Here is a 21,570-nt window from a genome sequence, read left to right as displayed (position 1 = left end):
CGTACTCCGGAATGATCATGGGCTGCTCCGGTCTTAACATCGCCGCGTCCGTCGACCAGGCGAAGGGGCCGCGATGACCACGACCGTCGGAACCGAACAGGTTTCGCTGGAAGATCTCACCCCGTTCCCCGGTAACGCGCGCCGGGGCAACGTGGACGTGATCCTGGACAGCCTCCGGGCCAACGGCCAGTACAAGCCGCTCACCGTGCGCCGGCAGGGCGAGGAGCTGACGATCCTCGCCGGGAACCACACGTACCTCGCGTTGCTGCGGCACGAGGAGTCCGGCCGTGAGGCGTGCCAGGACTGGGAGCTGACGCACAACCGGCCGTGCCAGCTCTGCATCAACGTGGACGCCGACGACCCGACCGCTCTCGCGCACCTCATCGAGTGCGACGACGACACCGCCACGCGCATCAACCTGGTGGACAACAAGTCGGCCGACGACGGCGACTACGACGACGAGGCCCTGGCGGCCCTGCTCGCTTCCCTGGACGACGACCTGGTGGGCACAGGCTACGAGGTGAGCGAGGCCGACCTGTTCGGCCAGCAGGCGGAGACACCCGAGTTCGACGCGACCGCCGTCCCCGCCTCGGTGCCACCTACGGAGTTCCCGTCCTATGACGAGGACATCGAGACCGAGCACCGGTGCCCCAAGTGCGGGTACGAGTGGTCGGGGAAGTCCCGGTGACCGACAAGCCCCCGTACCGCGTCCCGTCCATGGAGGAGATCCGGGCGCTGTCGTGGAACGGCTTCAACGCCGTGTCGACTTTCAGCGGGTGCGGCGGGTCGTCCCTCGGCTACCGCATGGCCGGCTTCAGAATGCTGTGGGCCTCTGAGTTCGTCCCCGCCGCGCAGGACACTTACCGTGCCAATGCAGCGCCGCATACCGTGCTGGACACCCGGGACATCCGGGAGGTCAAGGGGCAGGACGTCTTGGACGCGTGCGGCCTCGGCGTCGGGGAGATCGACCTGTTCGACGGGTCACCGCCGTGCGCCTCGTTCTCCACGGCCGGCAAGCGTGAGGCCGGCTGGGGCCAGGTGAAGAAGTACAGCGACACCCAGCAACGTACGGACGACTTGTTCTTTGAGTACGCCCGACTCATCGAGGAGACGCAGCCCCGGGTGTTCGTCGCTGAGAATGTCGCCGGGCTGGTCCGGGGCACGGCCAAGGGATACTTCAAGCTGATCTTGGCCCGGCTGCGCGCGTGCGGGTACCGCGTGTCCGCCCGGGTGCTGGACGCCTCGTGGCTCGGCGTCCCGCAGTCTCGCAACCGGCTCATCTTCGTGGGCGTGCGCGAAGACCTCGGCATGGACCCGGTGCACCCTGGCCCGCTGCCGTACCAGTACACCGTGCGGGACGCACTGCCGTGGATCCTCGCGCAGGGAGACAACGGCGGGTTCGGCGGCGGGTCCATGCGCGCGGCTGACCAGCCGTCCCCGACCATCGGTGCGGACCCCGGCACCGGGAACGGCAACTTCCCGCCGTCTCGGGTCATCGCGGAGCCCCGCGTGTTCCACGACACGTCCGGCCAGTTCAGCGCAGGTGACGTGACGGACAAACCGTCACCAGCGATCACGGTAGGCGGAACAGCCACGAGCGCATGCCACTACCAAGTGCGCGGCGAGGCGGAACCGGTCACCCACGACCCGGAGACCGGCCAGGCCTTGTCCATCAAGGGGTACGCCATCGGGGACGACTGGGAGAAGCTACGGCCCGGCGAGAAATCGCAGAGGTACTTTCACGTCCGACGTCAGCACCCGGACCGGCCGTACGACACGGTGATGGCTGCACAGGGGCAAGGCGGCCCGGGTTTCACAGGTCCGACACACTGGACCGAGGCCCGGAAGCTGACGCTTCAGGAGCTGCGCGCTATCGGCGGGTTCCCGGCCGACTTCGTGCTCACCGGGACGTACGCGCAGCGCTGGGAGCGCATCGGCCGGGCCGTGCCGCCAGTGATGATGTCCCACATCGCCGCCACAGTGCGGGACCGGATCCTCGTGCCGCTGCGTGAGGCAGGGGCGATCTGATGTGCGGTCTGGTCGCCGCCGCCGGGCATCTCGACCTCGGCCGGGCGGTTACCGCTCTCGCACACCGGGGCCCGGACGCGTCAGCCGTCGCGGAGTCCGGCGGCTGCACCCTCGGGCACACTCGGCTGGCGGTCCAGGACCCGCAGGAACGGTCCGACCAGCCGTACCGCGACGGCCCGGTGCTGCTCGTCTACAACGGGGAGCTGTTCAACGCGGGCGCCGTGCGGCGAATGGTCGAACGTGCGGAGCCGGGCCGCACCTGGCAGACATCCGGCGACACGGAGGTCGTGGCGGCAGCCCTGGCTGTCCTCGGCCCTGCTCGCGCGCTGCCCGTCCTGGACGGCATGTTCGCCCTGGTGTGGACGGACGACCGGGAGCCTGGCGTGTTGCACGCGGCGCGTGACCGGCACGGGGAGATCCCGTTGCACGTCCACCGGGCCCGGCCGGTGCTCTACGCCTCGGAGCTGAAGGCGTTCACCGCACTCGGTCGTCGCTGCGGCCCGGCCGTGATGGACGTCGGCCCAGGGGAGTGGTGGAGCACGGACGCAACCAGCGGCGCCACCTCCCGGCGGGCCTTCCACCGGCTCACCGCGCACCCGGCCGACTGGACCCTGGACAACGCGGCCGACGCTCTCGCCGGGGCGCTGGAGCGGGCCGTGGACCGGCGGGCTATCGCAGATGTTCCGGTGTGCTCCCTGCTGTCCGGCGGCATCGACTCCGCCGCCATCGCGCTGGAGCTGAAGCGGCATTACCCGGACCTGGTCTGCTACACCGCTCGCCTGGACCCGAAGTCACGAGACCTGCGCTGCGCCCGGGAAACGGCCGAGATGATCGGCGCCAAGTTGGTGGAGGTCGACATCCCGCCGCCGACGGCGGACGACCTCTCGCGCGTCGTCGCGCAGGTGGAGCTGGAGTACAAGGCCCAGGTCGAGATCGCGTGGCCGTGCCTCGCCCTCGCGCGGGCCATCCGCTCCGACGGCTTCAAGGTCACGTACAGCGGCGAGGGCAGTGACGAGCTGTGGGCCAGCTACGGGTTCGCCTACCACGGGCTGGCGAAAGCCGACTGGTACGCCTACCGCCGGGACCTGATCGCTGCACAGGCCCGGCGCAACTTCCCCCGTGTCAACAAGGCGTTCATGGCTCACGGCGTGGAGGGTCGCCTGCCGTTTCTGGACCCGGACGTCGTAGACCTCGCGCTGTCTCTGCCCCGGCACGCCGTTCAGGACGGTAAGGCCCGGCCGAAGGCTGTGCTCCAGCGCGCGTACCGGGGCCGGCTCCCCGAGTCCGTCACCACCCGGGCCAAGGTCGCGTTCCAGGACGGCCTGGGCCTCAAGACCGTGATCAGTGAAACCCTTCCAGACCCTGCGAGGTACTACCGTGCCGAACACCGACGACTCTACGGCTGAGACACCTGTGTACCGGGACGTGGCTGAGTCCTTCACCGCTGGCGCCTGGGCGTTCACCCCGGACGTGGTCGACGCGTTCGACAGCCACGTGCGCGCGTCCGTTCCGTTCTACGACGCGATTCAGGACCTGGTGGCGGGCCTGTCGGACTGGCTCGTACCACAGGGCGGCCTGGTGGCGGACCTCGGGGCAGCTACTGGCACCACGGTAGGCGCCATCCTCCAGCGCCAGGCGCACCGGGACTTGTCGGCCGTGCTGTACGACATCGAGAAACCGATGCTGGACCGGGCCGCTGAGAATCTGGCCGGGGTGCCGGCACGGCGCATCGACTACGTGCACGCGCCGATTCAGGAACCGCCGCTCCAGCACACGGACGCGGACCTGACGCTGTGCCTGTTCACGCTCCAGTTCCTGCCGCTACGTGAGCGGGTCGGGGCACTGCACCTGGCGCGGATGTCTGCCCGTGAGACGGGGGCGCTCGTCGTCGCGGAGAAGGTCCGCCCGCTGGACTCCCGGTGGCATGAGATCAGCACCGACTCCTCGCATGACTGGAAGGCCTCGCACGGCATCTCCCCGGACGGCATCCGGGCCAAGTCCCGGGCGCTGCGCGGGGTCCTCATACCGCACCCGCAGGACACGCTCATTCACTCGATCACAGCGGCCGGATGGCACGACCCGGAGATCCTGTTCCGCTGGCACCAGTGGGTCGTGGTCGGGGCGTTCGCCACGCGCTGCGGACTGTAGATGTCCGTTAAAGGATAGGGAGGGTTAAGTCATGGCGAGGGGTGATCCTCCGCACCGTCAGCCCAGTCACCGGGCCTATGTGGCGAAGCGCAGGGCTCGGGCCATCGAGCTGAAGAACCGGGGTCTGACCTGGCAGCAGGTCGCCGATCAGATGGCTTCGGACTATCCGGAGTATCTGGACGGTGAGGGCATCGCGTCGGCCGCGTACGCGTGCGTGGACGTTTCCCGTGCGCTGAAGCAGGCCAACAAAGAGCTGTCGATGGGCCTGGAGGAGTACCGTGAGGCGGCCCGGATGCGGCTGGACGGAATGCGCCGTCAGGTCCACGCGGTCCTCGCCCGACCGCACTACGTGCTGCACGCCGGGCAGATCGTCCACGGTCCTGACGGCCAGCCGCTGCGCGACGACGGGGTGGTCCTCGCGTGCATCGACCGTCTGCAACGCATCGAGGAGCGGCAGGCGAAGATCGACGGCACGGACTCCAGTGAGAAGCTGACCATCGCGCTGGACCGCCGGGTGGAGGAGGAGACGACGGTGGTCGTGGAGGCGATCCTGGCCGGCGCGAACGCCGTGGAGTTGGAGCCCGCGCAGCGGCAGCGAATGCTGGAGGCGGCCGGCGCGCACCTGCGCGTTGTGGAGGGCGAGGTCGTCGGCGAGACCGAGGAGCCGGAGTGACGACGGTAGGTGGTCACGGCATTCGGTGACATCATCCGGGGCCCGACCCACGACACAGGAGGCAGACGTGCCCCTTCCCACCGATGGCTTCACCACGGCGAGCGTCACCTACTCGCTCGCCACCAGCGACAACCTGCCCGTGAGCATCACCGTACGGACGGACAACGCGGGGCGGCGCGAGGCGTTCGAGCTGTTCCAGCCGTACCTGGAGGCGGCCCTGAACCAGCTCCGCAACGACTACGCCAACGGCACCGAGCAGGAGGTGCTCTACATCGAGCGCGCCTACAGTGCGGCCATGCAGGACCAGCTCGCCACCGAGTAACCGGCCGGCCGTCTGGGTACGACACCTGGGACGGCTGGTGCGCTCGCACCGCCTCGGCTTGAGGAACCGCCCGGCGCCGCACCGGGCGGTTCCTGCGTGTTCGGCGATTTCCCCGCCCCTGGCTACCATCCGGCCCACGGATCAGGGACCGAGGAAATGGGTGGCCATGCGCGTTCTGCTCACGGGTGCGTCGGGGTTCGTCGGCAGCCACGTCCTGCGCCACCTGCTGACGCACACCGACTGGGAGATCGTCTGCCCGGTTTCCTTCCACCACAAGGGTTTGCCGGCCCGGATCGCCTCGGCCGTGTGCGACACCGACTGGTCGCACCGCGTGGACATCGTGCACTGGGACATGCGGTCCCCGGCCGACCCGCTGACGCTGCACCAGTTCGGCGGCTGCGACGTCGTCATGAACGTGGCGAGCGAGTCGCACGTGGACCGCTCGATATCCCATCCGGTGCCGTTCGTGCAGAACAACGTCGCTCTGATGCTGAACGTCCTGGAGGTCGCGCGGGCCATCGAGCCCCGGCTGTTCCTCCAGATGTCCACGGACGAGGTGTACGGCCCGGCCTACGGCGAGCACCGGCACACGGAGTGGGAGCCAGCTGTGCCGTCGAACCCGTACTCGGCGAGCAAGGCGGCGCAGGAGTCCATCGCCGTCAGCTACTGGCGTACCTACGGCGTGCCGGTCGTCCTCACCAACACGATGAACGTGATCGGAGAAATGCAGGACGGGGAGAAGTTTCTGCCGAAGATCATCAAGAGTTTGCGGGCGGGCCGGTCCATCATGGTGCACACCGCGCCCGACGGAACCCCGGGCTCCCGGTTCTACCTGCACGCGCGCAACCTGGCCGACGCCTGGCTGTTCCTGACGCGCCGGTACACCGAAGACGAGCCCGACGTGACCACGCTGAGCGGCGAGCACATACGTATCGCCATGGGCCCGGCGCAGTACCGGGACGGCGCGTTCACCCGGCCCGAGCGGTACAACATCGTCGGCGAGCGCGAGGTGGACAACATCGAGCTAGTGCATCTGGTCGGCGCCGCGATGGGCATGGACTCCGCCGGGGTGGACGACCTCATCGAACCCATCTCCTTCCACGCCTCGCGGCCGGGCCACGACCTGCGCTACGCCCTGGACGGCGCGCGGCTCGCCTCCCTCGGCTGGAAGCCCCCGGTGCCGCTGGAGCAGTCCATAGAGACCACCGTGCGCTGGTCTCTCGATAACCCGCTGTGGCTGGAGTTGTGACGCCAGGATGGTTTAACAAAACCATCAATCGGGGATTTAACTAAATGAGAGTGTCCTGGCAGACCCGGTGATCCGTCCCGGGACGTCGCCGGTCGACAAGGGCCCCGGGTCAGTGGACGTGACCCGGGGCCCGCCCCAATCTACGGAGGGAGACACCCGCATGGACAGCGAGCCGCAACCTGTCGTCCTGACCGAACGTCAACGCCGCGTGCTGTGGCTGCTGTCCATGGGGAAGGACCGCCAGGACATCGTGCGGGCCATGCCCGGGGAGACCTTCGGGAGCATCAAGGGAACGCGCGCCCGCATCCTCCAACTGCTCAATGCCGACACGGCCGCACAGGCCGTCCGTAACGGGCTCCTCGGCGGACACATAGGCCCGTACGAGGACTGCGGCACCCTGGCCGCTTACCGCCGCCACATCAAGCGCGAGGAGCCGACCTGCCCGGCCTGTAAGCGCGGCAACCGTGAGCGCGCGGAGACCGAGGCCGCCCTGCGCAACCGTCGCGTGCAACTCAACCCGGCGGAGGTCCGGCTGCTGCGCGCGTTCGACGCCGGGCGCACCGTGGCCCAGGTGTGCGCCGCGTGGGGCGTCCGCCACCACGTCGTCAAGAACCTCACCACCTCCGTGTATGCGGCCCTCGGAGTCTCGCATCTCCCACAGGTGGTCCGCCGGGAGGCCGCACTACGGGAGGCCCGGATGCGCGGCCTGCTCGGGGTGTGCAGGCCCGACCCGCCGACACCGACGGATCGTCAGATCCGCCTCTCGGACACGCACGTGAAGATCCTACGGGAGCTGGAGACCGGGGTCAGTTTCTCAGTCGCCGCCGACCGGCTGAAGATGCACCCGGGAACCTTCTCCTCACGGGTCTCCGAGGCGTACAAGCGCCTCGGGGTGGACTGGGTGGACAAGCCCCAGCGCAAGGACGCGGCCCTGCGCAAGGCCCGCGCTCTCGGCCTGCTCCCCGAACCCGCCACGACCTGAGCTGTTTGGCCGTTTCGTGACCCGGCCGTACCGTGCCGGGCCGGAGGTGGTCACACAATGGCCAAGCACCGAACAACCATCGGCGCCGTCATGGCGGGAACGGCCGGTACGGTCGTGTCCCTGCTCGGCGGCGCCCCGGCCTCGGCCGCGAGCCAGTCGACGTGGGACAAGGTCGCCAAGTGCGAGTCCAGCGGCAACTGGTCCGTCAACACCGGGAACGGATACTACGGCGGGCTCCAGTTCAGCCAGTCCACGTGGGAGGGCTTCGGCGGCACCCGCTACGCCGCACGGGCCGACCTCGCGACCAGAGCGCAGCAGATCACCGTGGCGGAGAGGGTACTGGCCGTCCAGGGCCCCGGCGCCTGGCCCGTGTGCGGCGCCCGCGCGGGACTGACCCGAGGCGGCCCGTCGCCGGACGTGCAGACGTCCACCACGCAGACGCGCAAGGCCCCGCAGGCGCAACCCCGGATGGCGGGAACGAGCGTCGCGGCCCGCGCCGTAGCCTACGCCCGTGCGCAGCTTGGTAAGCCGTACGTCTACGGAGCCACCGGCCCCGGCGCCTACGACTGCTCTGGGCTGACGATGTCCGCCTGGCGGGCCGCCGGTGTCTCCATACCGCGCACCTCGCAGGCGCAGTGGGCCGGTCTCGCCCGCGTCTCTCCCTCGGCCGTGCAGCCGGGCGACCTCGTCGTCTACAACGGCGCCACCCACGTCGCCCTGTACGTCGGCAACGGCCAGATCATCGAGGCGCCGCGTCCCGGCAAGACGGTGCAGACTGCCCCGTGGCGGTCCGGCTGGTATGCCGCGCACTTCACCGGCGTGGTCCGGCCGGCCGGTGCGTCGGTGGCCGTGCAGCGCACCGAGCCGCAGCGGCAGCAGGCCGCGCCCGCCGACAGGGGTAGCTCCCGGCCCGTCGTCCGGGACGGCGACGTGAAGGTCCCGGTAGCCGGCCGGTACACCGTACGCGCCGGGGACACCCTGTCGGAGATCGCCGAGGTGCACGGCCTGGACGACTGGCGCCTGCTGCACGCGGCCAACCGCGACAAGGTCTACGACGCGAACCTGATCTTCCCTGGCCAGGTGCTCCGCATCCCCAACGCGGCGTGAGCGCCCCGCAGACGGCCGCGCGGGCCGGCGCCAAGGACCGGAGCGGGGACCGCCTTACCCCGTAGTCCGCAACCACGGAGCCCGTGCCGATCACCAGTTGGCACGGGCTCCGTGGCGCTCCGGAAAGCAACGGCCGCAGCTCCACCGACAATGACCTCCATGGTGGACCGGATGCTGAGCCGCGCGGCGGCCGAACGTCTGCTGATGCACGCGCGCACGCTGTCCGAACCGCGCTGGACTCCACTGCCCCACCAGGTCCCGCCTGAGGGCGACTGGTACGGCTGGTTGCTCCTCGCCGGCCGTGGCGCCGGCAAGACGGACGCCTGCGCACGGTACGTCCACGAGCACGTCATGGGCCCGCCGTGTCTGCCCGGCCCCACCCCGCACTGGATAGGCATCATCGCGCCGACCCTCGGCGACGCGGCGACGTCCTGCTACGCCGGTCCCTCCGGGCTCCGGGTGCACAGCCCCGAGGCGCGGATGATGACCGTCCAGGGCGGCACGGTCATCCGCTGGCCCAACGGCTCGGAGGCGAAGCTGTTCGGCGCCGACAGCCCTGGCAGCGTCGAGCGCCTGCGGTCCGGCGGTAACAGGTGCGTGGCTGAGGGCACGCTGGTGCGCACCGAGCACGGGGAGCGGCACATCGAGACCGTCCGGCCCGGGGACCGCGTGTGGACCCGCAACGGACTGCGCACCGTACTGGAGGTCTGGGACAACGGTGTGAAGGACGTGGTGCGCTACGACCACGGCGCGGGGTTCACGTGGCTCACCCCGGATCACAAGGTAGCGACGGCCGACGGCTGGAAGCCCGCTTTACTCGTCGGGCCACTTGATAGTGTTCTCACATGGAACAAGACGGGAGCAAGCGAGGGGGTAATCTCACCCCCGAGGAGCGCAGCCGGGGCGGCCAGACAAAGTGGGCCCGCGCGGTCTACCGAAGTTTCGAGTGTGAGCGCTGCGGGGCCTCCTTCCAGTCCCGGGGCACGGTCGCAGCGCGGTACTGCTCTCCGAAGTGCCGTGCGGATGCGTCACGAGCACGGGAGGAACGGGTGTGCTGCGTGTGCGGCGACACGTTTGAGTGCCAAGTCCGTAAGCCGACCCGCGCCTGTTCGCGCCGGTGCACTTCGGTCCTCGCGTATCAGTCGCGCCGCGCGCGTGTACGACCTGACGGTTGAGCACGATCACGAGTTCTTCGCGGGTGACCTGCTCGTCTCCAACTGCCTCTCGTGGCTGGAGGAGTTGGCGGCCTGGCGGTACCTGGACGACACGTGGGACCAGATGCGTTTCGGTCTGCGCACCGGCCCCCGGCCGCACTGGGTGGCTTCCACCACGCCGAAGCCCCGGGCGCTGATCAAGAAACTCGCGTCCGGCGGGGTCGAGAACGTGGTGCGCACCCGGGCGTCGATGTACGACAACCCGCACCTGCCCGAGGACATCAAGGCCGCGCTGGAGGACGCCTACGGCAGCACGCAGATCGGCCGCCAGGAGCTGCACGCCGAGATCATCGACCAGGACGAGAACGCGCTGTGGACCCGCGCGGTGATCGACGCCCACCGGCTGCGCCCAGCCGATCTTCCAGACCTTGCACGGATTTCCGTCGGCGTGGACCCCTCGGGCGGCCGGGGCGAACAAGGCATTGTCGTCGTGGGCAAGGCGATGCGGGAGCATGTCCGGTCCGACGGCCGCCCGGCGCAGCTCGCCCACGGCCATGTCCTCGCCGACCGCTCGTGCCACCTGTCCCCGGACGGGTGGGGCCGGCGCGCAGTTCAGGCAGCCGTCGACTACGACGCGGACGACATCTGCGTAGAGGTCAACTTCGGCGGGGACATGGCCGTCAACACGATTCGGGCCGCCGCCGACGCGATGGGCGTACGCATCCCCATCAAGACCGTGCGCGCGACGCGGGGGAAGAAGGTGCGCGCGGAGCCGGTATCGGCCCTGTCCGAGCAGGGCCGGTGGCACATGGTGGGTGAATTCCCGGAGCTGGAGGACCAGATGTGCACCTGGTACGACGAGCTGGACTGGTCACCGGACCGGCTGGACGCGATGGTGTGGCCGGCCTGGCACCAGCGGATCGTGAAGCCGACGATGACCGGCACGACGTCGTCCAAGGGTCTCGCCACGGCGGCCCGCACGATCGGGTGACGCGGGGTTGTGCGGGCACACGGGCTATGGTTTAGTTAATTCATAGTGACCACGGAACGAGGAGAGTCAGATGACCGCGCCCAGGCCCATCACCGAGGACGGCCCGTATCCGTTCGCTGACCGGCAGCCGCTCGGTACACGCTTCGTCGATGAGAACGACCACTTCACGCTGGTCGCCTATTACGTGGACCCGGTGAGCCTGGACGCCGTGCCCCTGCTCATCGCAGACGACGACGTCACCGGCGAACCGTCCAGCCACTGGTACGACAAGGCCACCGACGGCTCGGTCCCGCTGCTGGAGCCGGGCGACGTTACCAGCCGCAACAGCCCCGAGCTGCGACCGGCCGAGCCGGACCCGGCCAAGGCGCAGGCCGCCCGCGAGGCCCTGGCCGGCCGCGTCCCGCCGACGTTCGAGGACACCCGGGTCTTCAGCCGGGTCATGCTGACCACCGACCTGGGCAGCGCCGAGGCCGAGGCCGCATGGCTGGAGTCGGCCAAGGACGAGTTGCGCCGCCGTCGCGAGCAGTGGACCGCCGAGCGCAGCCACTGATCCACCTGAAGCCCCGGCGCCCTCGCGGTCCGGGGCTTCGCCGTGCCTGACGGCGAGTCGGCGAATCGACTGACCTGCCTTACCCTGCCCGGGTCTACCTCGGGAGGGTCGGTGCGTCACTTCCGCCGCTGGGGCGCGGTCTACATCCTCGCCCTGCTGTTCCTAGGCTCGTGGGCCGGACAGCTCATCGCCATGCAGCCCAAGATCGACCAAGAGGGCTGGTCGGAGTTCTGGGCGGCGACGTTCGAGAATTGGCAGTCCGAGTGGCTGCAACTCGTGTTCCAGGCTGTGCTTCTGCTCGGCGCCAAGCACGTCATGTTCAAGGCCGACGCCCGGGACCTGGAGCGCATCGAGGCCAAGCTGGACCGCGCCCTGGAGCGGGTTCAGCCCTGATCGGGTGACGCGGGGTTGTCCGGCTGACGGAAGCATGGTTTAGTAAATTCATCCCGACCACGGAACAGAGGAGCAGACCATGGACCTTGACCCCAACCTCCGTGAGATGGCGGACGACCTTGAAAGCGAACTCGCCTGGAACCCGGGCCTCGGATGGCTGTACTGGGACGGCAAGGTCTGGGTGACGCAGTTCGGCGCGGACGAGGCGGCCGACAGGGTGAACCAGTGGCGGGAAGCGCACGGGCACCGCCGACTCTCTGACAGGCACGTCCGTACGATCCTCCGTCAGCTCCAGGTTGTTCTGGAGATTGACGTGCAGACCCTGGACAGCCACCCGGGTCTGCTCAACGTGCAGAACGGTGTGGTGGACCTCTTCACCGGAACGCTGCACCCGCACGACCCCACCTTGCGACTGACCAAGGTGGCAGCCGTCGACTACAACCCCGACGCTCAGAGCCCTGCCTGGGACCAAGTGCTCGCAAGCCTGCCGTCCGGCGCGTCCTCCCCGCTCGGGTCCTTCGTCGCGAGGGCCGTAACCGGAGAACCTGCCGATTCGGCCGCCGTCCTGCACGGCCCGGGGTCGTCCGGGAAGTCGACGTTCCTTCGGCCGCTGTGCGATGCCCTCGGGAGCCACGCGCTGTACTCGGTCAATTGGCCCCTGGCTGGGGACCTGCGCGGCGTCCGCTTCGTCGTGGCTGAAGAGATTGGGCGCATCAACACCGGGAAGTTGAAGCTCCTGCTCACTGAGAGCACGATCGTCACGAGGCACCTTCACCGAAACCCCTTCGAGTTCAAGCCGTCACACAGTCTGGCCCTGGTGACAGGACCGCACGACGACCGGGAGCTGGACGAAGGTACCCGGCGGCGCTTGAACCCCATCGAGTTCGAAGAGCTGACCGATCCGGACCCGAGCCTGCGACCCCGCCTGAAGGAGACCGAGGCCCTGCGCGCTGCTCTCGCGTGGGCTGTGGGTCAAGTCGTTCGGGCGCACTGACCCGACGTCCAACACCGAAGCCCCGGCGCCCTCGCGGCCCGGGGCTTTGTCGTGCTCTGAGATGGTGAATCGGCGGATCTGCCCTACCCTGCCCGGGTCTCTTCCTCGGGAGGAATCATGGGCAAGGTGTACGGGCGGGAGCCGGCCGTGTGGCTGGCGGCCGTCGGAGCGGTGTGGCAGATCCTGAGCGCCTTCGGCCTCGGGTTCGACCCCAAGCTCCAGTCCATCATCACGGCCACCGTTGCGGCCGTGCTCGGCATCATCGTCGCCGTCCAGGTCGGGGACGGGATCATCGCGGCCGTCAACGGCCTCATAGTCGCCGGGGTGTCGCTCGTCGCGTACTTCGGGTTCGACTGGAGCACCGAAACGCAGGCGCAGCTCGTCGGCGCAATCATGCTGCTCGTCGCCTGGTTCGTGACCCGGCCGAACGTCATCGCGCCGCAGCCCGCAGACGTGTCCCCTCCGGGGAAGCTCGTCGCTTGACGCAACCAGGCCACCGGGCGCAACGTCTCACCTACGGCGGGGCGCTCGGCCTGGTGACCACCTCCAATCGTCGCCCGACAGGGCGTCCCGTCCACGGACCATGGAGCCAAGACCGTGCCCACCTGGCTGCTCATCGCCTGCATGATCCTCGCGAGCTACCGCGCTTCCCGGCTCGCCATGAAAGACACGTTCCCGCCGGTGCTCTGGCTGCGCGACCGCCTCGCCGGCGGATGGCGCCCACTGACGGACAAAGAGCAGGAGCGGCACGCGGTCCCTCAGCCGTCCGATGACGAGCCGTTCGTCCGCCACCCGGCCCTCGGCACGCTGACGCTCATCGACGGCCGGACGAACCGGTACGTGCGCCGGGCGAAGTGGTCGCCGTACTGGCTCGCCGAGCTGATCACCTGCCCGTGGTGCGTGTCCGGGTGGCTGTCCGCCGCCGTGACGGTCGCCGTTGCCCTCACCGTCGGCGTCCCGGCGCCGGTGCTCGTCTGGGGTGCGGTGTGGGCCGGTGCCGCACTGCTCGCTTCGCGCGAGTGGGCCTGACCGGAACCGCCCCGGACGACTGCTGCTGGGCGATAGCCTGCGACCGTGAACGTTACGAGGAACCCTGACGGCAGCCACGAGCCCCCGTACAACGAGAGCTGGCCGCCTCACGTGCAGCTCGAATGGTCCGCCGGTGTCGTTGCTGCGGAGACCGGGCTGCGCATCTACGTGAGTGACCTGGAAGAAGGCCAGTACGCGGTCCATGTCGGAAGCAGTGGGCTGACGCCCATGAGCCTCGCCAACGCGTACGCCTTTCTGGACGGTGTCCAGGTCGGTGCGCGGGAGGCCCGGCGATGACCTCCTGGAACGAGACGACACTGGCCGCTGTCGACGACGTCTACGACCGGGAGCACGCCAGCAACGGGTACTCCCGGTACGCGGAATACCTGCGCCTGAACAACGGGCTGTTCCGGAGCAGTTGGACCGACGAACCTGCCCCGGTCGATGACCCGGCAGAGTTCGCAGTGCACGCCTGGACAGTGGCCTCTGGGCCCATCATGGCCCCGGGGTACGTGCGGACCCGCCCGGACCTTCGCGGCATCTCGCTGCACCGCGACGAGGACGACCACGGCCTGTATGCCGAGATCCGCATACCCCTCGATCACCACCAGATCGGCGGTGGAGCGAAGCGGTTCCCGCACTCCTGGCAGGACTGGACTGAGGACCGAGGCTGGGGCGACAGCGGCGAGTACCCCGGTGTACGGGAGCCCGACGACACCAAGCGGCCCGCAGTTCTCGCATCGGCCGTCGTCCGCGTTTCCGGACGTGAGTGGTCTGGCCTGGTGACCCCTACTGCATACGAGGGGCCGACGCTGGTCACCGAGGCCATGCTGACGGTTGCCGTCGTCGCGCAGCACGTCAACGATGCCGCCGGCCCGATCGTGGCTCAATTGCTCAAGTGACCGCCCGCTGTCAGTGCGTCACGGTAGCGTGCGGACCATGACGACCACGGAACCCGTCTACGTCCTGATCCACCCCGACGGCCGCGCGGAGTGGGGTGACCGGATCGCCACGGCGGAGAAAGCCCTGGGCCCGCACGGCGTCGGTCGTGCGTTCCTCACCGACGGCTCGCGCCTGCGCATCGCCATGTCCGACTGCGCGCTGATCCTCCCCGGCGTCTACGCGCCGAACCCGTACGCCGCCGCAGTCCTGGCCCGAGTCGCTGGCGTCCCTGTCGAGGCGGCGCCCGAGACGCGAGGACCCCATCGCCCTATTCGGCTGGGACCCGCGCAATGAGTGGGACAGCACTCGCCCGCTGACGGCCGCCGAGCGGGACCAGATCGGCGCCGCACTGGACACCGCCGGGTGCACGGTCGTCTTCAGCGCGCCTGGCAGATGACGCGGAAGGGTTGTCGGCCCGGGCCGGGGTATGATTTAATCAAATCAGGAACACTGACCAAGGAGGGAACTGACCATGCGACTCCCTGCGGACTGGGAAGCTGACAAGGCGTCCGGCTGGTGGTCTCTCCACCACCTGACCCACACGCCGTGCGGCTGGCGCTCCGGCATGGCGTACGACCTGATCACCAACGAGTCGGACGTCCGACGAGTCGTCTACGGACACACCTGCGACGGTGACGAGGACTGACACTCACACCCGTAGACCAGCCCCGGAGTCCCGTGACTCCGGGGCTTCGTCGTGTCACAAGAACCGGTCGACCAAACCCTCGTAGACCTTCACGGCCGCCGCTGCGTGTGTCCGCTTCAGCGCCTCATCGTCCCGGCGCCTGATGTACCGCATGGTCGTGGCGACCTGGCTGTGGTCGGCGAACCGGCGGATGTCGTCGGGCTTCACACCCTGGTCGTACATGTGGGTGAGCTTGCTGGCCCGCAGGACATGCGGAGTGAGGTCCCGGCCCGGCAGCACACCGGCCGCGCGGCCGAGGCGGTTCAACAGCCGGTCCACCGCGTGCCGGTCCATCGGCCGGTCGTCGTCATCGAGCAGCAGCGGCCCGGAGGTCCGGCCCTGCCAGCACACGGCCCCGAGTTCACACAGCTTCGGCGGGAGAGTGAACACGCGGCCCTTGCCGCCCTTGCGGGTCAGGTCCAGCTTGCACTCCCCGCCGGACGGCTTCATGTGGTGCATGCCGGCCGCGCAGCACTCCGAGACACGGCCGGCCAGGGTGTAGATGAGCACCGGCACGAGGGCCTGACGTGGGGTCTGCGCCTGCTCCACCACGGCCTGGAATTCCGGCACTTCAAGGATCGGCGTCATGGACGTCTCGTCGTGCGGGTCGATCACCGGCCGGTCGTACCTGGTGATCGGGTTGATGATCTCCAGCCGGGTGCGGAACTTGGTGTACTCGATGAGCGAAGTCAGCGACGAAGCCAGGCGGTTGACCCGCCGTGGCCCGAGCCCGATGTCCCCGGTCCACGCGCGCCACGCCGGGATCACATCGGAGGTGATCGCCCCGAGGTAGAAGGGCTCGGTGCCAACCAGCTCCCGGGCAGCACGTGCCCAGTGGCGGACGTCGTCGGCGTACTCGCGCCGGGTGCCGTTGCTGGTGAGCCGTTCGGAGTTCAGCCACCCCACGACGTGCTCGAACGTCTCCGGCGCGCACAGCTCGTGGAGGAGGTCGAGCCGGTGGACGCGCGGTCCGAGCCGGCGGTTCTTCGGGTCGCGCGGAGCGACCGTGCCCAGTTTCTCGCGCAGGCCCAGCACGGTGCGCAGCGCCACGTTCCCGTCGGCCGCGATCGTGCCGGCCCCTGCCGCCGTCATGATCGTCACATCGCTGAGCCTATCCGGAGGCCGGTTCGGGCGTGCTCAAAACACACGTTTTGCGCTTCGCCTAGAGCGATTCTGCGGGAACCCTGTTCCGTGGCATCCTCCGGGTTGTTCACCTCACAGACCTATGATTTAATTAAGTCATCGGGCAGGACGAACGGCCCGACAGACCAAGGAAAGAGGAACCCAGCATGAGCGAGACCTTCCGGGTCCTGATCGAGATCCGCCACCCGAAGGGCGGCCGGATCGGAGCCGGCACCCGCGTGGTGCAGGCGGCGGACAAGGACGAGGCCGTGCGGGTCGCGGTCGCCGAGACGGTGGCCTTCCGCAAGGAGAAGAACGCCAAGCATCGTGCGGAGATGGAGCGTACCGGCCAGACCTGGGCGCTCGACTCCGAGAACCCGGAGGACTACGTCGTCCAGAACGTCCGCCGAGCGCCGAAGCGTCGGGCCGTCTGATGGGCGCCTCACCCGAGCGCCGCCGGGCTGACCGACTCCAGGAACAGGCCGACCGGCTTACGGCCAAGGCCGAGGGGATGCGTGAGCGGGCGGACGGCATGTACGGCCGGTTCGCCGGCGGGCAGCCGCTGCTCGCCGGCCACCACTCCTACCGCTCCGCCCGGCGTACCAAGGACCGTGCGGACGCGGCGTCCGACCGCGCGCTGGTCGCGTACACCAAGGCGAAGCAGGCGCAGGCCAACGCGAAGCACGCCAAGGCCAAGGCGGACGCCAAGGACGCGATAGCCGAGAAGGTGGCCACCCGGTCCCGGCCGTGGGAGCGGGCGGACTTCCGGGTCGGCGACATCGTCACGGTGCGCACGTTCGAGACCTGCCAAGACACCTACCGGGTGAAGAGGGTCAACGCCAAGACGCTGACGCTGGACGGCGGCGGAGGCGGTTGGGACGACCCCCGCTGCGAGTACGACCGGGTCCTGTCCCGCGTCCGGGACGGCGTCACCATCACCGACCCGGGCGCGGGGGAGGATCTGTGAAGAACTACCTGACGAAGTACCTGATCCTCGGCCCCAATGGAGAACGGTGCACCGGGCAGCGGGTGGTTCGAGCGAAGGGTCCGGTCGACGCCCACGAAAGCGTGCGTGCCGACCTGGTTACCGCGAACCCGGCACCCGCGAAGGTTCTGGTTATGCGAGTGCACGCACTCTGACCCCTACTGCGTGCGAGGTTGCACCCCCGCCCGGACTGTGATTTAATTAAGTCATCGGGCAGGGGCCCGGCAGACCAAGGAAAGAAGGAACCGACCATGACCGCTGTAGCCGTCGAACTGACCCCCGCTGTCGCCTGCGTCCGCGATGAGGACTGGGGCCTGCGTCCCCTCCCCGAGGGCTACAGCCTGGACCGCCTGACCATCGTCCGCGCCGACCAGGTGCAGCCCGGAGACCTCGTAGTCGGGGACGCGGACCAGCCGCTGCGGCGCGGCAGCCGTCTGAACTGGGTGAGCTACCTGAACGCCGCCTACGTTGCCCGGCCGGCCGCGTTTGAGGTTGACTGCCCGAGCTGCAAGGCGTGGACGGCCGGGGCCGACGGCCCGTGGATCACGCTGTACCCGCACTGCCCGGTGCGCCCCGACGAGATGATCGCCGTCATCCCGGCGGCCGGGCCGGTGGAGGCCGTGGCCGCTCCGTGCGTGCACACCTGCACCTGCGAGAACGGGTACCTGCGTCAGGAGACCCGCAGCTTCTACCCGCCGGCCGTCTGCGGTGACTGCCACCGCCGCCCGTGCGGCGCCTGCGCCGAGGCCGGCCGCAACACCCACTGACACTGGTTTAATCAAGTCACCCGTCTAAGCAGGGAGTACCCGTGAGCCGACAAGTCCAGTTCAGCCAGCCCGCCGACCCGGGGTCTCGTTTCGCTCCGGACGTCTTTGACAGTCAAATCGGGAAGACGGTTCCGATGAACATCGAGGGCCAGCCGATTGAGGGTGGGTGCAAGATCATCGCCGTTGAGGTCGCGGAGGACGGGGCGTCTGCGACGTTCACCGCCGAGGTACCTGACGGGGCGCTGCCCTCGGACTCCATGCCTTTCGGCGTTGGGTTCTCCGACTGATCGCAGGCACGACGAAGCCCCGGGACTCCACCACAGGTCCCGGGGCTTCGTCGTGCCCGAAATCGTCACACAGACCAGTGTCGGCCGCCGACCGCGCCGAAGGCACCGACGTACACCTGCTGCGTGTAGTCGCCGGGGGCCCAGCGGGCGTCGTCGGCCCCGTGCACCAGGACGTGCCCGGTGCGCTCCGCGATCCAGCGCAGCTCGGGGAACTGACGCTCCAGCACCCTCGCCGACAGCTCCACGGCCGCCGGAGCGGGCAGGGCGGCGGCCCGCGCGTCGCCTGTCCGCTCGTGCACGGCGGCCCGTACGGCCAGCACACGCACGGCGTCAGCCATGCTCCCGGCCACGTCCGGCATCTCTGGGTCGGCCATCCACACTGCGTGGATCTCTGCCGCGCGACGGGCAGTCGGGGCGGTCGTCTTGACGTCGGACAGAGTGCTGGTGGCGGCCATGCGGTCCTCCGTGTGTGATTTATCGAATTCAGGGGAATGCCCTGGGGGACTTCCTACAGGAACCCTCCTAGGAAGCTAAGGCACAGCTGATGTACCGTCAACCACATCCGATAGGAAGACCCGAGGAGAAACTGATGGCTGGCACCGTCGCGCGCATGGTCTCGTACCTGAGGGCACGCATTGACCTGGGAACTCTGAAGCCGGGAGACCAACTGCCGCCCACCGCAGCACTGATGAAGCAGTTCATGATCAGCGACAATGCGGTCTATCGTGGCATCGCGCTGCTGAAGGCCGAGGGGTACGTCACCTCCCAGCAGGGGCGTGGGGTGTTCGTCGCTGACCGGCGCCGGCTCATCGTGGGCGAGAAGCGCATTCAGGGCATCACGCAGGCCGGCGAGACGATCAACCACAAGCGCAGCGAGCGGGTGCAGGCGCCCGACTGGGTCGCCGAACTCCTCGGGGAGGGCGAGTGCGTGAACCGCGTGCGCACCGTGGCCCGAGGAGGCGACGTCGTCCAGGCATCGCAGTCGTGGGTGCGCGTGGACGTTGCCGAGTACGTCCCCGAGATCGACGAACCCCGGGCCTGCGATCCCACCTGGCAGGCTCTCTACCAGGACCGTTCCGGCAACGAGGTCCGCGTGGCGTCCAAGACAGCGGACGTCCGCACCACCACGGACGAAGAGCGTGCGGAGTTCGGCCTGGACAACGACCGGGGGGTGCTGACGGTGCGCAGCGTCTACGTCACCGGCAACACGGTGATCGGTGTCGGTGAGGCCGTCTACGCGCCGGGCCACCCGCTCACTCTGTCCTGAATGCCGCGCGGTTGAACCCCGGAGCCTTCACGCTCCGGGGTTTTGTCGTGTCTGAGGGTTGCGTGCGTCACACAACTAAGGTTTAATTAATCCATGATCGGCGACTACGGGTGCTGGTCTCCCAGGGCGCGGATCAAGAGCAAGGAACCAGGAACACAGGAACGGGCCGTCAGAGCACGGCCCCACAACCGAAGGATGGCACCGTGACCGCCACGTGTACCCCCTTTGCACTCCTCGTCGAGGTCCCGACCCCGCCCGTCGACCGGACCCCGGAGTTCACGTTCGACCGCCTCCGCCAGCTCAACGTGACCTCGGACGGGGACGCCGTGGTCGACGTCGCCGACGTCCAGGCCACGACGATGACCCACAACCACAAGGGGTTCAAGAAGGACGACGACTTCGCCCACGTTCCGCACGCCCTGTTCGGGCCGACCATGACCCACAACAGCAAAGAGCACAAGAAGGACGACGACTGATGCCGCTCCCACCCACCGTGCTTGTCGTCACCGCACCTGACGATCTCGGGGCTGACCTCGTGATACGGCAGATTCAGGCGCGTGGGGTCGCCATCCACCGCATCGACCCCGCCGACCTCGCGCGCCCGGGGGCGTTGCGGATGACCGGCGTCTCGGACGGGGAGCCGTTACGGTTCACCATCGAAGACGACCACCGCTCCACGCTCTCGCAGTCGGTTGTCTCCGTCTTCTGGTGGCACCCTGGCCTGCCCGGTGGGTGGGGACAGCGGGAGTCCCGAGCCATCCTGGAGGACTTCCTGTACGGCCTTGACGGGACGTTGTGGGTGAACCACCCGCTCCGGGCGCAGGCTGCCCGGCCCGGCCCACGACAACTGCATCTCGCCTCGTCTCTCGGCCTGCGGACTCCTCCAGCACTGTTCACCAACGATCCCGACCGGGCCGCCGCGTTCGCCACGGAACAGGGCGGAAGGGTGGTGTGCAAGACCCTCACCGCGCACCCGGACCGGTTCGTCCAGGCCCGGCTGGTGTCCCCCGAGGAGATCCTGGCCGGCGCCGACCACGTGCGGCAGACCATGTGTTACCTCCAGCGGCCTGTGGACAAGACACACGACATCCGGCTGACGGTGATCGGCGACCGGATGTTCCCGTGCAAGGTCACCGCCGACGGGGCGTTCGACTGGAGGGCGGCCCCGGAGAACGACCTGGGCTTCGAGGCTGTGAGTGCCAGTCTGCCGCTGACGCAGAAAGTCCAGAAGCTCATGCAGACGCTGGGGCTGGAGTACGCCGCCCTGGACTTCGCCGTCGACCAGGGCGGCACGTGGTGGTTCCTGGAGGCGAACCCGGCGGGCCAGTTCGGCTTCGTGGAAACGTCTACCGGGATGGTCATCTCACGGGCCATCGCTGACCACCTCGTCCAGACGGCACTGGCCACCCACGTCTACACCCCCGGCGGTGGTCACCGCGCGTCCTCGGGGGCGCCCTGGCAGCGAGGGTCCGCCGACGTGTAGCGCACTGCAACACCCCGCGAAGCCCCGGAGCGCGTACGGCTCCGGGGCTTCGTCGTGCTCGGGGTTGCCCCGGCCGCACAGAGTGTGGTTTAATTAATTCATCGGGACGGAGTGCCGGACCGACAGACCAAGGAAAGAAGGAACCGACCATGAACTCCAGCCACATCGCAGACGCCCAGGAAATTCTCGCCGAGGTCGCCCGGGGCGATCACGGAGTCACCCCGGACCTCCGCTGGGCGGCCCGTCGGGCGGCGACCCACCCCACGGCCGGCGAGTTTCTGCGCGACGCGCTGGCAGCCGATGAGCTGAAGGGCGAGTTCCGGCAGGCCGTCCGCACGCTGCTCAAGGCCGGAAGGCTCTGACCGTTCGCCCCACTGGCCCCGGAGCATCTCCGCTCCGGGGTTTTCGTGCG

The 21,570-nt window shown here is 68.9% G+C and carries 29 protein-coding genes and 1 pseudogene; 28 read left to right on the top strand and 2 right to left on the bottom strand.

Annotation, left to right across the window (positions count from 1 at the left end; genetic code table 11):
* Positions 1-73 precede the first annotated feature (73 nt).
* The 19 genes from IE97_RS0131875 to IE97_RS42305 all read left to right on the top strand — a co-directional run bounded on the left by IE97_RS0131875 (position 74) and on the right by IE97_RS42305 (position 15,208).
* The gene (locus tag IE97_RS0131875; RefSeq protein ID WP_051705199.1) at positions 74-688 is read left to right on the top strand and encodes a hypothetical protein; all 615 of its coding nucleotides are present in this window, start codon (positions 74-76) and stop codon (positions 686-688) included.
* On the top strand, positions 685-2,028 hold the full coding sequence (locus IE97_RS0131870; RefSeq protein WP_199809846.1) for a DNA cytosine methyltransferase: 1,344 nt from the start codon (positions 685-687) through the stop codon (positions 2,026-2,028). The genes IE97_RS0131875 and IE97_RS0131870 overlap by 4 nt, the downstream gene beginning before the upstream one ends.
* Positions 2,028-3,434: an asparagine synthetase B family protein gene (locus IE97_RS0131865; protein WP_030248183.1), complete on the top strand. Its 1,407-nt coding sequence runs from the start codon at positions 2,028-2,030 to the stop codon at positions 3,432-3,434. The genes IE97_RS0131870 and IE97_RS0131865 overlap by 1 nt, the downstream gene beginning before the upstream one ends.
* A complete protein-coding gene (locus tag IE97_RS0131860) occupies positions 3,406-4,176 on the top strand; it encodes a methyltransferase domain-containing protein (protein ID WP_158708368.1) in 771 nt (256 codons plus the stop codon). Before IE97_RS0131865 ends, IE97_RS0131860 begins: the two co-directional genes overlap by 29 nt.
* A gap of 31 nt (positions 4,177-4,207) precedes the next feature.
* Positions 4,208-4,849, top strand: a complete 642-nt coding sequence (locus IE97_RS0131855; RefSeq protein ID WP_158708367.1) for a hypothetical protein — start codon at positions 4,208-4,210, stop codon at positions 4,847-4,849.
* 67 nt (positions 4,850-4,916) lie between these two features.
* Positions 4,917-5,171 carry a hypothetical protein gene (locus IE97_RS0131850; protein ID WP_030248168.1) on the top strand — a complete coding sequence of 85 codons (255 nt, stop codon included), beginning with the start codon at positions 4,917-4,919 and terminating at the stop codon, positions 5,169-5,171.
* A gap of 166 nt (positions 5,172-5,337) precedes the next feature.
* Positions 5,338-6,420, top strand: coding sequence for a dTDP-glucose 4,6-dehydratase (locus tag IE97_RS0131845; protein ID WP_030248167.1), 1,083 nt, complete (start codon positions 5,338-5,340; stop codon positions 6,418-6,420).
* Between the two features lie 160 nt (positions 6,421-6,580).
* The gene (locus tag IE97_RS0131840) at positions 6,581-7,402 is read left to right on the top strand and encodes a hypothetical protein (RefSeq protein WP_030248165.1); all 822 of its coding nucleotides are present in this window, start codon (positions 6,581-6,583) and stop codon (positions 7,400-7,402) included.
* A gap of 57 nt (positions 7,403-7,459) precedes the next feature.
* Complete coding sequence (locus tag IE97_RS43650) at positions 7,460-8,509, top strand: transglycosylase family protein (protein ID WP_051705198.1); 1,050 nt, start codon at positions 7,460-7,462, stop codon at positions 8,507-8,509.
* A 159-nt stretch (positions 8,510-8,668) separates the two neighbouring features.
* Entirely contained in the window at positions 8,669-10,654 is a 1,986-nt protein-coding gene (locus IE97_RS40935) for a terminase large subunit domain-containing protein (protein ID WP_199809845.1), read from the top strand.
* 70 nt (positions 10,655-10,724) lie between these two features.
* Positions 10,725-11,204 (top strand): hypothetical protein, encoded by a 480-nt coding sequence (locus tag IE97_RS0131820; RefSeq protein WP_030248160.1) that lies wholly within the window; start codon positions 10,725-10,727, stop codon positions 11,202-11,204.
* 111 nt (positions 11,205-11,315) lie between these two features.
* The gene (locus IE97_RS0131815; protein WP_030248157.1) at positions 11,316-11,597 is read left to right on the top strand and encodes a hypothetical protein; all 282 of its coding nucleotides are present in this window, start codon (positions 11,316-11,318) and stop codon (positions 11,595-11,597) included.
* Positions 11,598-11,676: 79 nt separating this feature from the next.
* A complete protein-coding gene (locus IE97_RS0131810; RefSeq protein ID WP_030248154.1) occupies positions 11,677-12,591 on the top strand; it encodes a DUF5906 domain-containing protein in 915 nt (304 codons plus the stop codon).
* A gap of 117 nt (positions 12,592-12,708) precedes the next feature.
* Positions 12,709-13,074 carry a hypothetical protein gene (locus IE97_RS0131805; protein WP_030248150.1) on the top strand — a complete coding sequence of 122 codons (366 nt, stop codon included), beginning with the start codon at positions 12,709-12,711 and terminating at the stop codon, positions 13,072-13,074.
* A gap of 114 nt (positions 13,075-13,188) precedes the next feature.
* Complete coding sequence (locus IE97_RS0131800) at positions 13,189-13,620, top strand: DUF1360 domain-containing protein (protein WP_030248147.1); 432 nt, start codon at positions 13,189-13,191, stop codon at positions 13,618-13,620.
* Positions 13,621-13,665: 45 nt separating this feature from the next.
* Complete coding sequence (locus tag IE97_RS0131795) at positions 13,666-13,917, top strand: hypothetical protein (protein ID WP_158708366.1); 252 nt, start codon at positions 13,666-13,668, stop codon at positions 13,915-13,917.
* Positions 13,914-14,522 (top strand): hypothetical protein, encoded by a 609-nt coding sequence (locus IE97_RS0131790; RefSeq protein WP_030248142.1) that lies wholly within the window; start codon positions 13,914-13,916, stop codon positions 14,520-14,522. Before IE97_RS0131795 ends, IE97_RS0131790 begins: the two co-directional genes overlap by 4 nt.
* A gap of 37 nt (positions 14,523-14,559) precedes the next feature.
* The gene (locus tag IE97_RS0131785; RefSeq protein WP_030248138.1) at positions 14,560-14,856 is read left to right on the top strand and encodes a hypothetical protein; all 297 of its coding nucleotides are present in this window, start codon (positions 14,560-14,562) and stop codon (positions 14,854-14,856) included.
* 178 nt (positions 14,857-15,034) lie between these two features.
* Positions 15,035-15,208 carry a hypothetical protein gene (locus tag IE97_RS42305; protein ID WP_158708365.1) on the top strand — a complete coding sequence of 58 codons (174 nt, stop codon included), beginning with the start codon at positions 15,035-15,037 and terminating at the stop codon, positions 15,206-15,208.
* Between the two features lie 54 nt (positions 15,209-15,262).
* Here the strand turns inward: IE97_RS42305 and IE97_RS0131775 are convergent, their stop codons facing one another.
* A complete protein-coding gene (locus IE97_RS0131775) occupies positions 15,263-16,339 on the bottom strand; it encodes a tyrosine-type recombinase/integrase (RefSeq protein ID WP_234331876.1) in 1,077 nt (358 codons plus the stop codon).
* 197 nt (positions 16,340-16,536) lie between these two features.
* On the opposite strand from IE97_RS0131775, the gene IE97_RS0131770 reads away from it, so the two are divergent.
* From IE97_RS0131770 to IE97_RS0131755, 5 genes and pseudogenes are all read left to right on the top strand, one after another.
* Positions 16,537-16,803: a hypothetical protein gene (locus IE97_RS0131770; protein ID WP_030248131.1), complete on the top strand. Its 267-nt coding sequence runs from the start codon at positions 16,537-16,539 to the stop codon at positions 16,801-16,803.
* Positions 16,785-17,336 (top strand): annotated as a pseudogene (locus IE97_RS0131765) (DUF3560 domain-containing protein); the annotation flags it as partial. The gene IE97_RS0131770 and the pseudogene IE97_RS0131765, both read left to right, overlap by 19 nt.
* Positions 17,333-17,509, top strand: a complete 177-nt coding sequence (locus IE97_RS42300) for a hypothetical protein (RefSeq protein WP_158708364.1) — start codon at positions 17,333-17,335, stop codon at positions 17,507-17,509. The pseudogene IE97_RS0131765 and the gene IE97_RS42300, both read left to right, overlap by 4 nt.
* Positions 17,510-17,605: 96 nt before the next feature.
* Positions 17,606-18,121, top strand: a complete 516-nt coding sequence (locus tag IE97_RS0131760) for a hypothetical protein (protein WP_030248124.1) — start codon at positions 17,606-17,608, stop codon at positions 18,119-18,121.
* Between the two features lie 41 nt (positions 18,122-18,162).
* Positions 18,163-18,408 carry a hypothetical protein gene (locus tag IE97_RS0131755; RefSeq protein ID WP_030248120.1) on the top strand — a complete coding sequence of 82 codons (246 nt, stop codon included), beginning with the start codon at positions 18,163-18,165 and terminating at the stop codon, positions 18,406-18,408.
* A 65-nt stretch (positions 18,409-18,473) separates the two neighbouring features.
* Here IE97_RS0131755 and IE97_RS39485 read toward each other — a convergent pair whose 3' ends face one another.
* Positions 18,474-18,863 (bottom strand): hypothetical protein, encoded by a 390-nt coding sequence (locus IE97_RS39485; RefSeq protein ID WP_051705196.1) that lies wholly within the window; start codon positions 18,861-18,863, stop codon positions 18,474-18,476.
* 134 nt (positions 18,864-18,997) lie between these two features.
* On the opposite strand from IE97_RS39485, the gene IE97_RS0131745 reads away from it, so the two are divergent.
* The 4 genes from IE97_RS0131745 to IE97_RS0131730 all read left to right on the top strand — a co-directional run bounded on the left by IE97_RS0131745 (position 18,998) and on the right by IE97_RS0131730 (position 21,520).
* Complete coding sequence (locus IE97_RS0131745; RefSeq protein WP_030248114.1) at positions 18,998-19,675, top strand: GntR family transcriptional regulator; 678 nt, start codon at positions 18,998-19,000, stop codon at positions 19,673-19,675.
* A gap of 203 nt (positions 19,676-19,878) precedes the next feature.
* Positions 19,879-20,151, top strand: a complete 273-nt coding sequence (locus tag IE97_RS0131740; RefSeq protein ID WP_030248111.1) for a hypothetical protein — start codon at positions 19,879-19,881, stop codon at positions 20,149-20,151.
* Complete coding sequence (locus IE97_RS0131735; RefSeq protein WP_030248108.1) at positions 20,151-21,158, top strand: hypothetical protein; 1,008 nt, start codon at positions 20,151-20,153, stop codon at positions 21,156-21,158. The genes IE97_RS0131740 and IE97_RS0131735 overlap by 1 nt, the downstream gene beginning before the upstream one ends.
* 149 nt (positions 21,159-21,307) lie before the next feature.
* Complete coding sequence (locus IE97_RS0131730) at positions 21,308-21,520, top strand: hypothetical protein (RefSeq protein WP_030248106.1); 213 nt, start codon at positions 21,308-21,310, stop codon at positions 21,518-21,520.
* Positions 21,521-21,570: the final 50 nt, after the last annotated feature.

Origin of the sequence: Streptomyces sp. NRRL S-455, assembly GCF_000717875.1 — a bacterium.
GTDB lineage: Bacteria > Actinomycetota > Actinomycetes > Streptomycetales > Streptomycetaceae > Streptomyces.
This window is presented reverse-complemented; position numbering and strand designations above follow the sequence as displayed.

What these genes read in the sequence shown, in the direction of transcription:
- IE97_RS0131875 (WP_051705199.1), top strand. Translation starts at nt 74, where the DNA reads ATGACCACGACCGTCGGAACCGAACAGGTTTCGCTGGAAGATCTCACC.
- IE97_RS0131865 (WP_030248183.1), top strand. Translation starts at nt 2,028, where the DNA reads ATGTGCGGTCTGGTCGCCGCCGCCGGGCATCTCGACCTCGGCCGGGCG.
- IE97_RS0131855 (WP_158708367.1), top strand. Translation starts at nt 4,208, where the DNA reads ATGGCGAGGGGTGATCCTCCGCACCGTCAGCCCAGTCACCGGGCCTAT.
- IE97_RS0131845 (WP_030248167.1), top strand. Translation starts at nt 5,338, where the DNA reads ATGCGCGTTCTGCTCACGGGTGCGTCGGGGTTCGTCGGCAGCCACGTC.
- IE97_RS0131840 (WP_030248165.1), top strand. Translation starts at nt 6,581, where the DNA reads ATGGACAGCGAGCCGCAACCTGTCGTCCTGACCGAACGTCAACGCCGC.
- IE97_RS43650 (WP_051705198.1), top strand. Translation starts at nt 7,460, where the DNA reads ATGGCCAAGCACCGAACAACCATCGGCGCCGTCATGGCGGGAACGGCC.
- IE97_RS40935 (WP_199809845.1), top strand. Translation starts at nt 8,669, where the DNA reads ATGGTGGACCGGATGCTGAGCCGCGCGGCGGCCGAACGTCTGCTGATG.
- IE97_RS0131820 (WP_030248160.1), top strand. Translation starts at nt 10,725, where the DNA reads ATGACCGCGCCCAGGCCCATCACCGAGGACGGCCCGTATCCGTTCGCT.
- IE97_RS0131810 (WP_030248154.1), top strand. Translation starts at nt 11,677, where the DNA reads ATGGACCTTGACCCCAACCTCCGTGAGATGGCGGACGACCTTGAAAGC.
- IE97_RS0131805 (WP_030248150.1), top strand. Translation starts at nt 12,709, where the DNA reads ATGGGCAAGGTGTACGGGCGGGAGCCGGCCGTGTGGCTGGCGGCCGTC.
- IE97_RS0131790 (WP_030248142.1), top strand. Translation starts at nt 13,914, where the DNA reads ATGACCTCCTGGAACGAGACGACACTGGCCGCTGTCGACGACGTCTAC.
- IE97_RS0131785 (WP_030248138.1), top strand. Translation starts at nt 14,560, where the DNA reads ATGACGACCACGGAACCCGTCTACGTCCTGATCCACCCCGACGGCCGC.
- IE97_RS42305 (WP_158708365.1), top strand. Translation starts at nt 15,035, where the DNA reads ATGCGACTCCCTGCGGACTGGGAAGCTGACAAGGCGTCCGGCTGGTGG.
- IE97_RS0131775 (WP_234331876.1), bottom strand. Translation starts at nt 16,339, where the DNA reads ATGACGGCGGCAGGGGCCGGCACGATCGCGGCCGACGGGAACGTGGCG.
- IE97_RS0131770 (WP_030248131.1), top strand. Translation starts at nt 16,537, where the DNA reads ATGAGCGAGACCTTCCGGGTCCTGATCGAGATCCGCCACCCGAAGGGC.
- IE97_RS0131760 (WP_030248124.1), top strand. Translation starts at nt 17,606, where the DNA reads ATGACCGCTGTAGCCGTCGAACTGACCCCCGCTGTCGCCTGCGTCCGC.
- IE97_RS39485 (WP_051705196.1), bottom strand. Translation starts at nt 18,863, where the DNA reads ATGGCCGCCACCAGCACTCTGTCCGACGTCAAGACGACCGCCCCGACT.
- IE97_RS0131745 (WP_030248114.1), top strand. Translation starts at nt 18,998, where the DNA reads ATGGCTGGCACCGTCGCGCGCATGGTCTCGTACCTGAGGGCACGCATT.
- IE97_RS0131735 (WP_030248108.1), top strand. Translation starts at nt 20,151, where the DNA reads ATGCCGCTCCCACCCACCGTGCTTGTCGTCACCGCACCTGACGATCTC.
- IE97_RS0131730 (WP_030248106.1), top strand. Translation starts at nt 21,308, where the DNA reads ATGAACTCCAGCCACATCGCAGACGCCCAGGAAATTCTCGCCGAGGTC.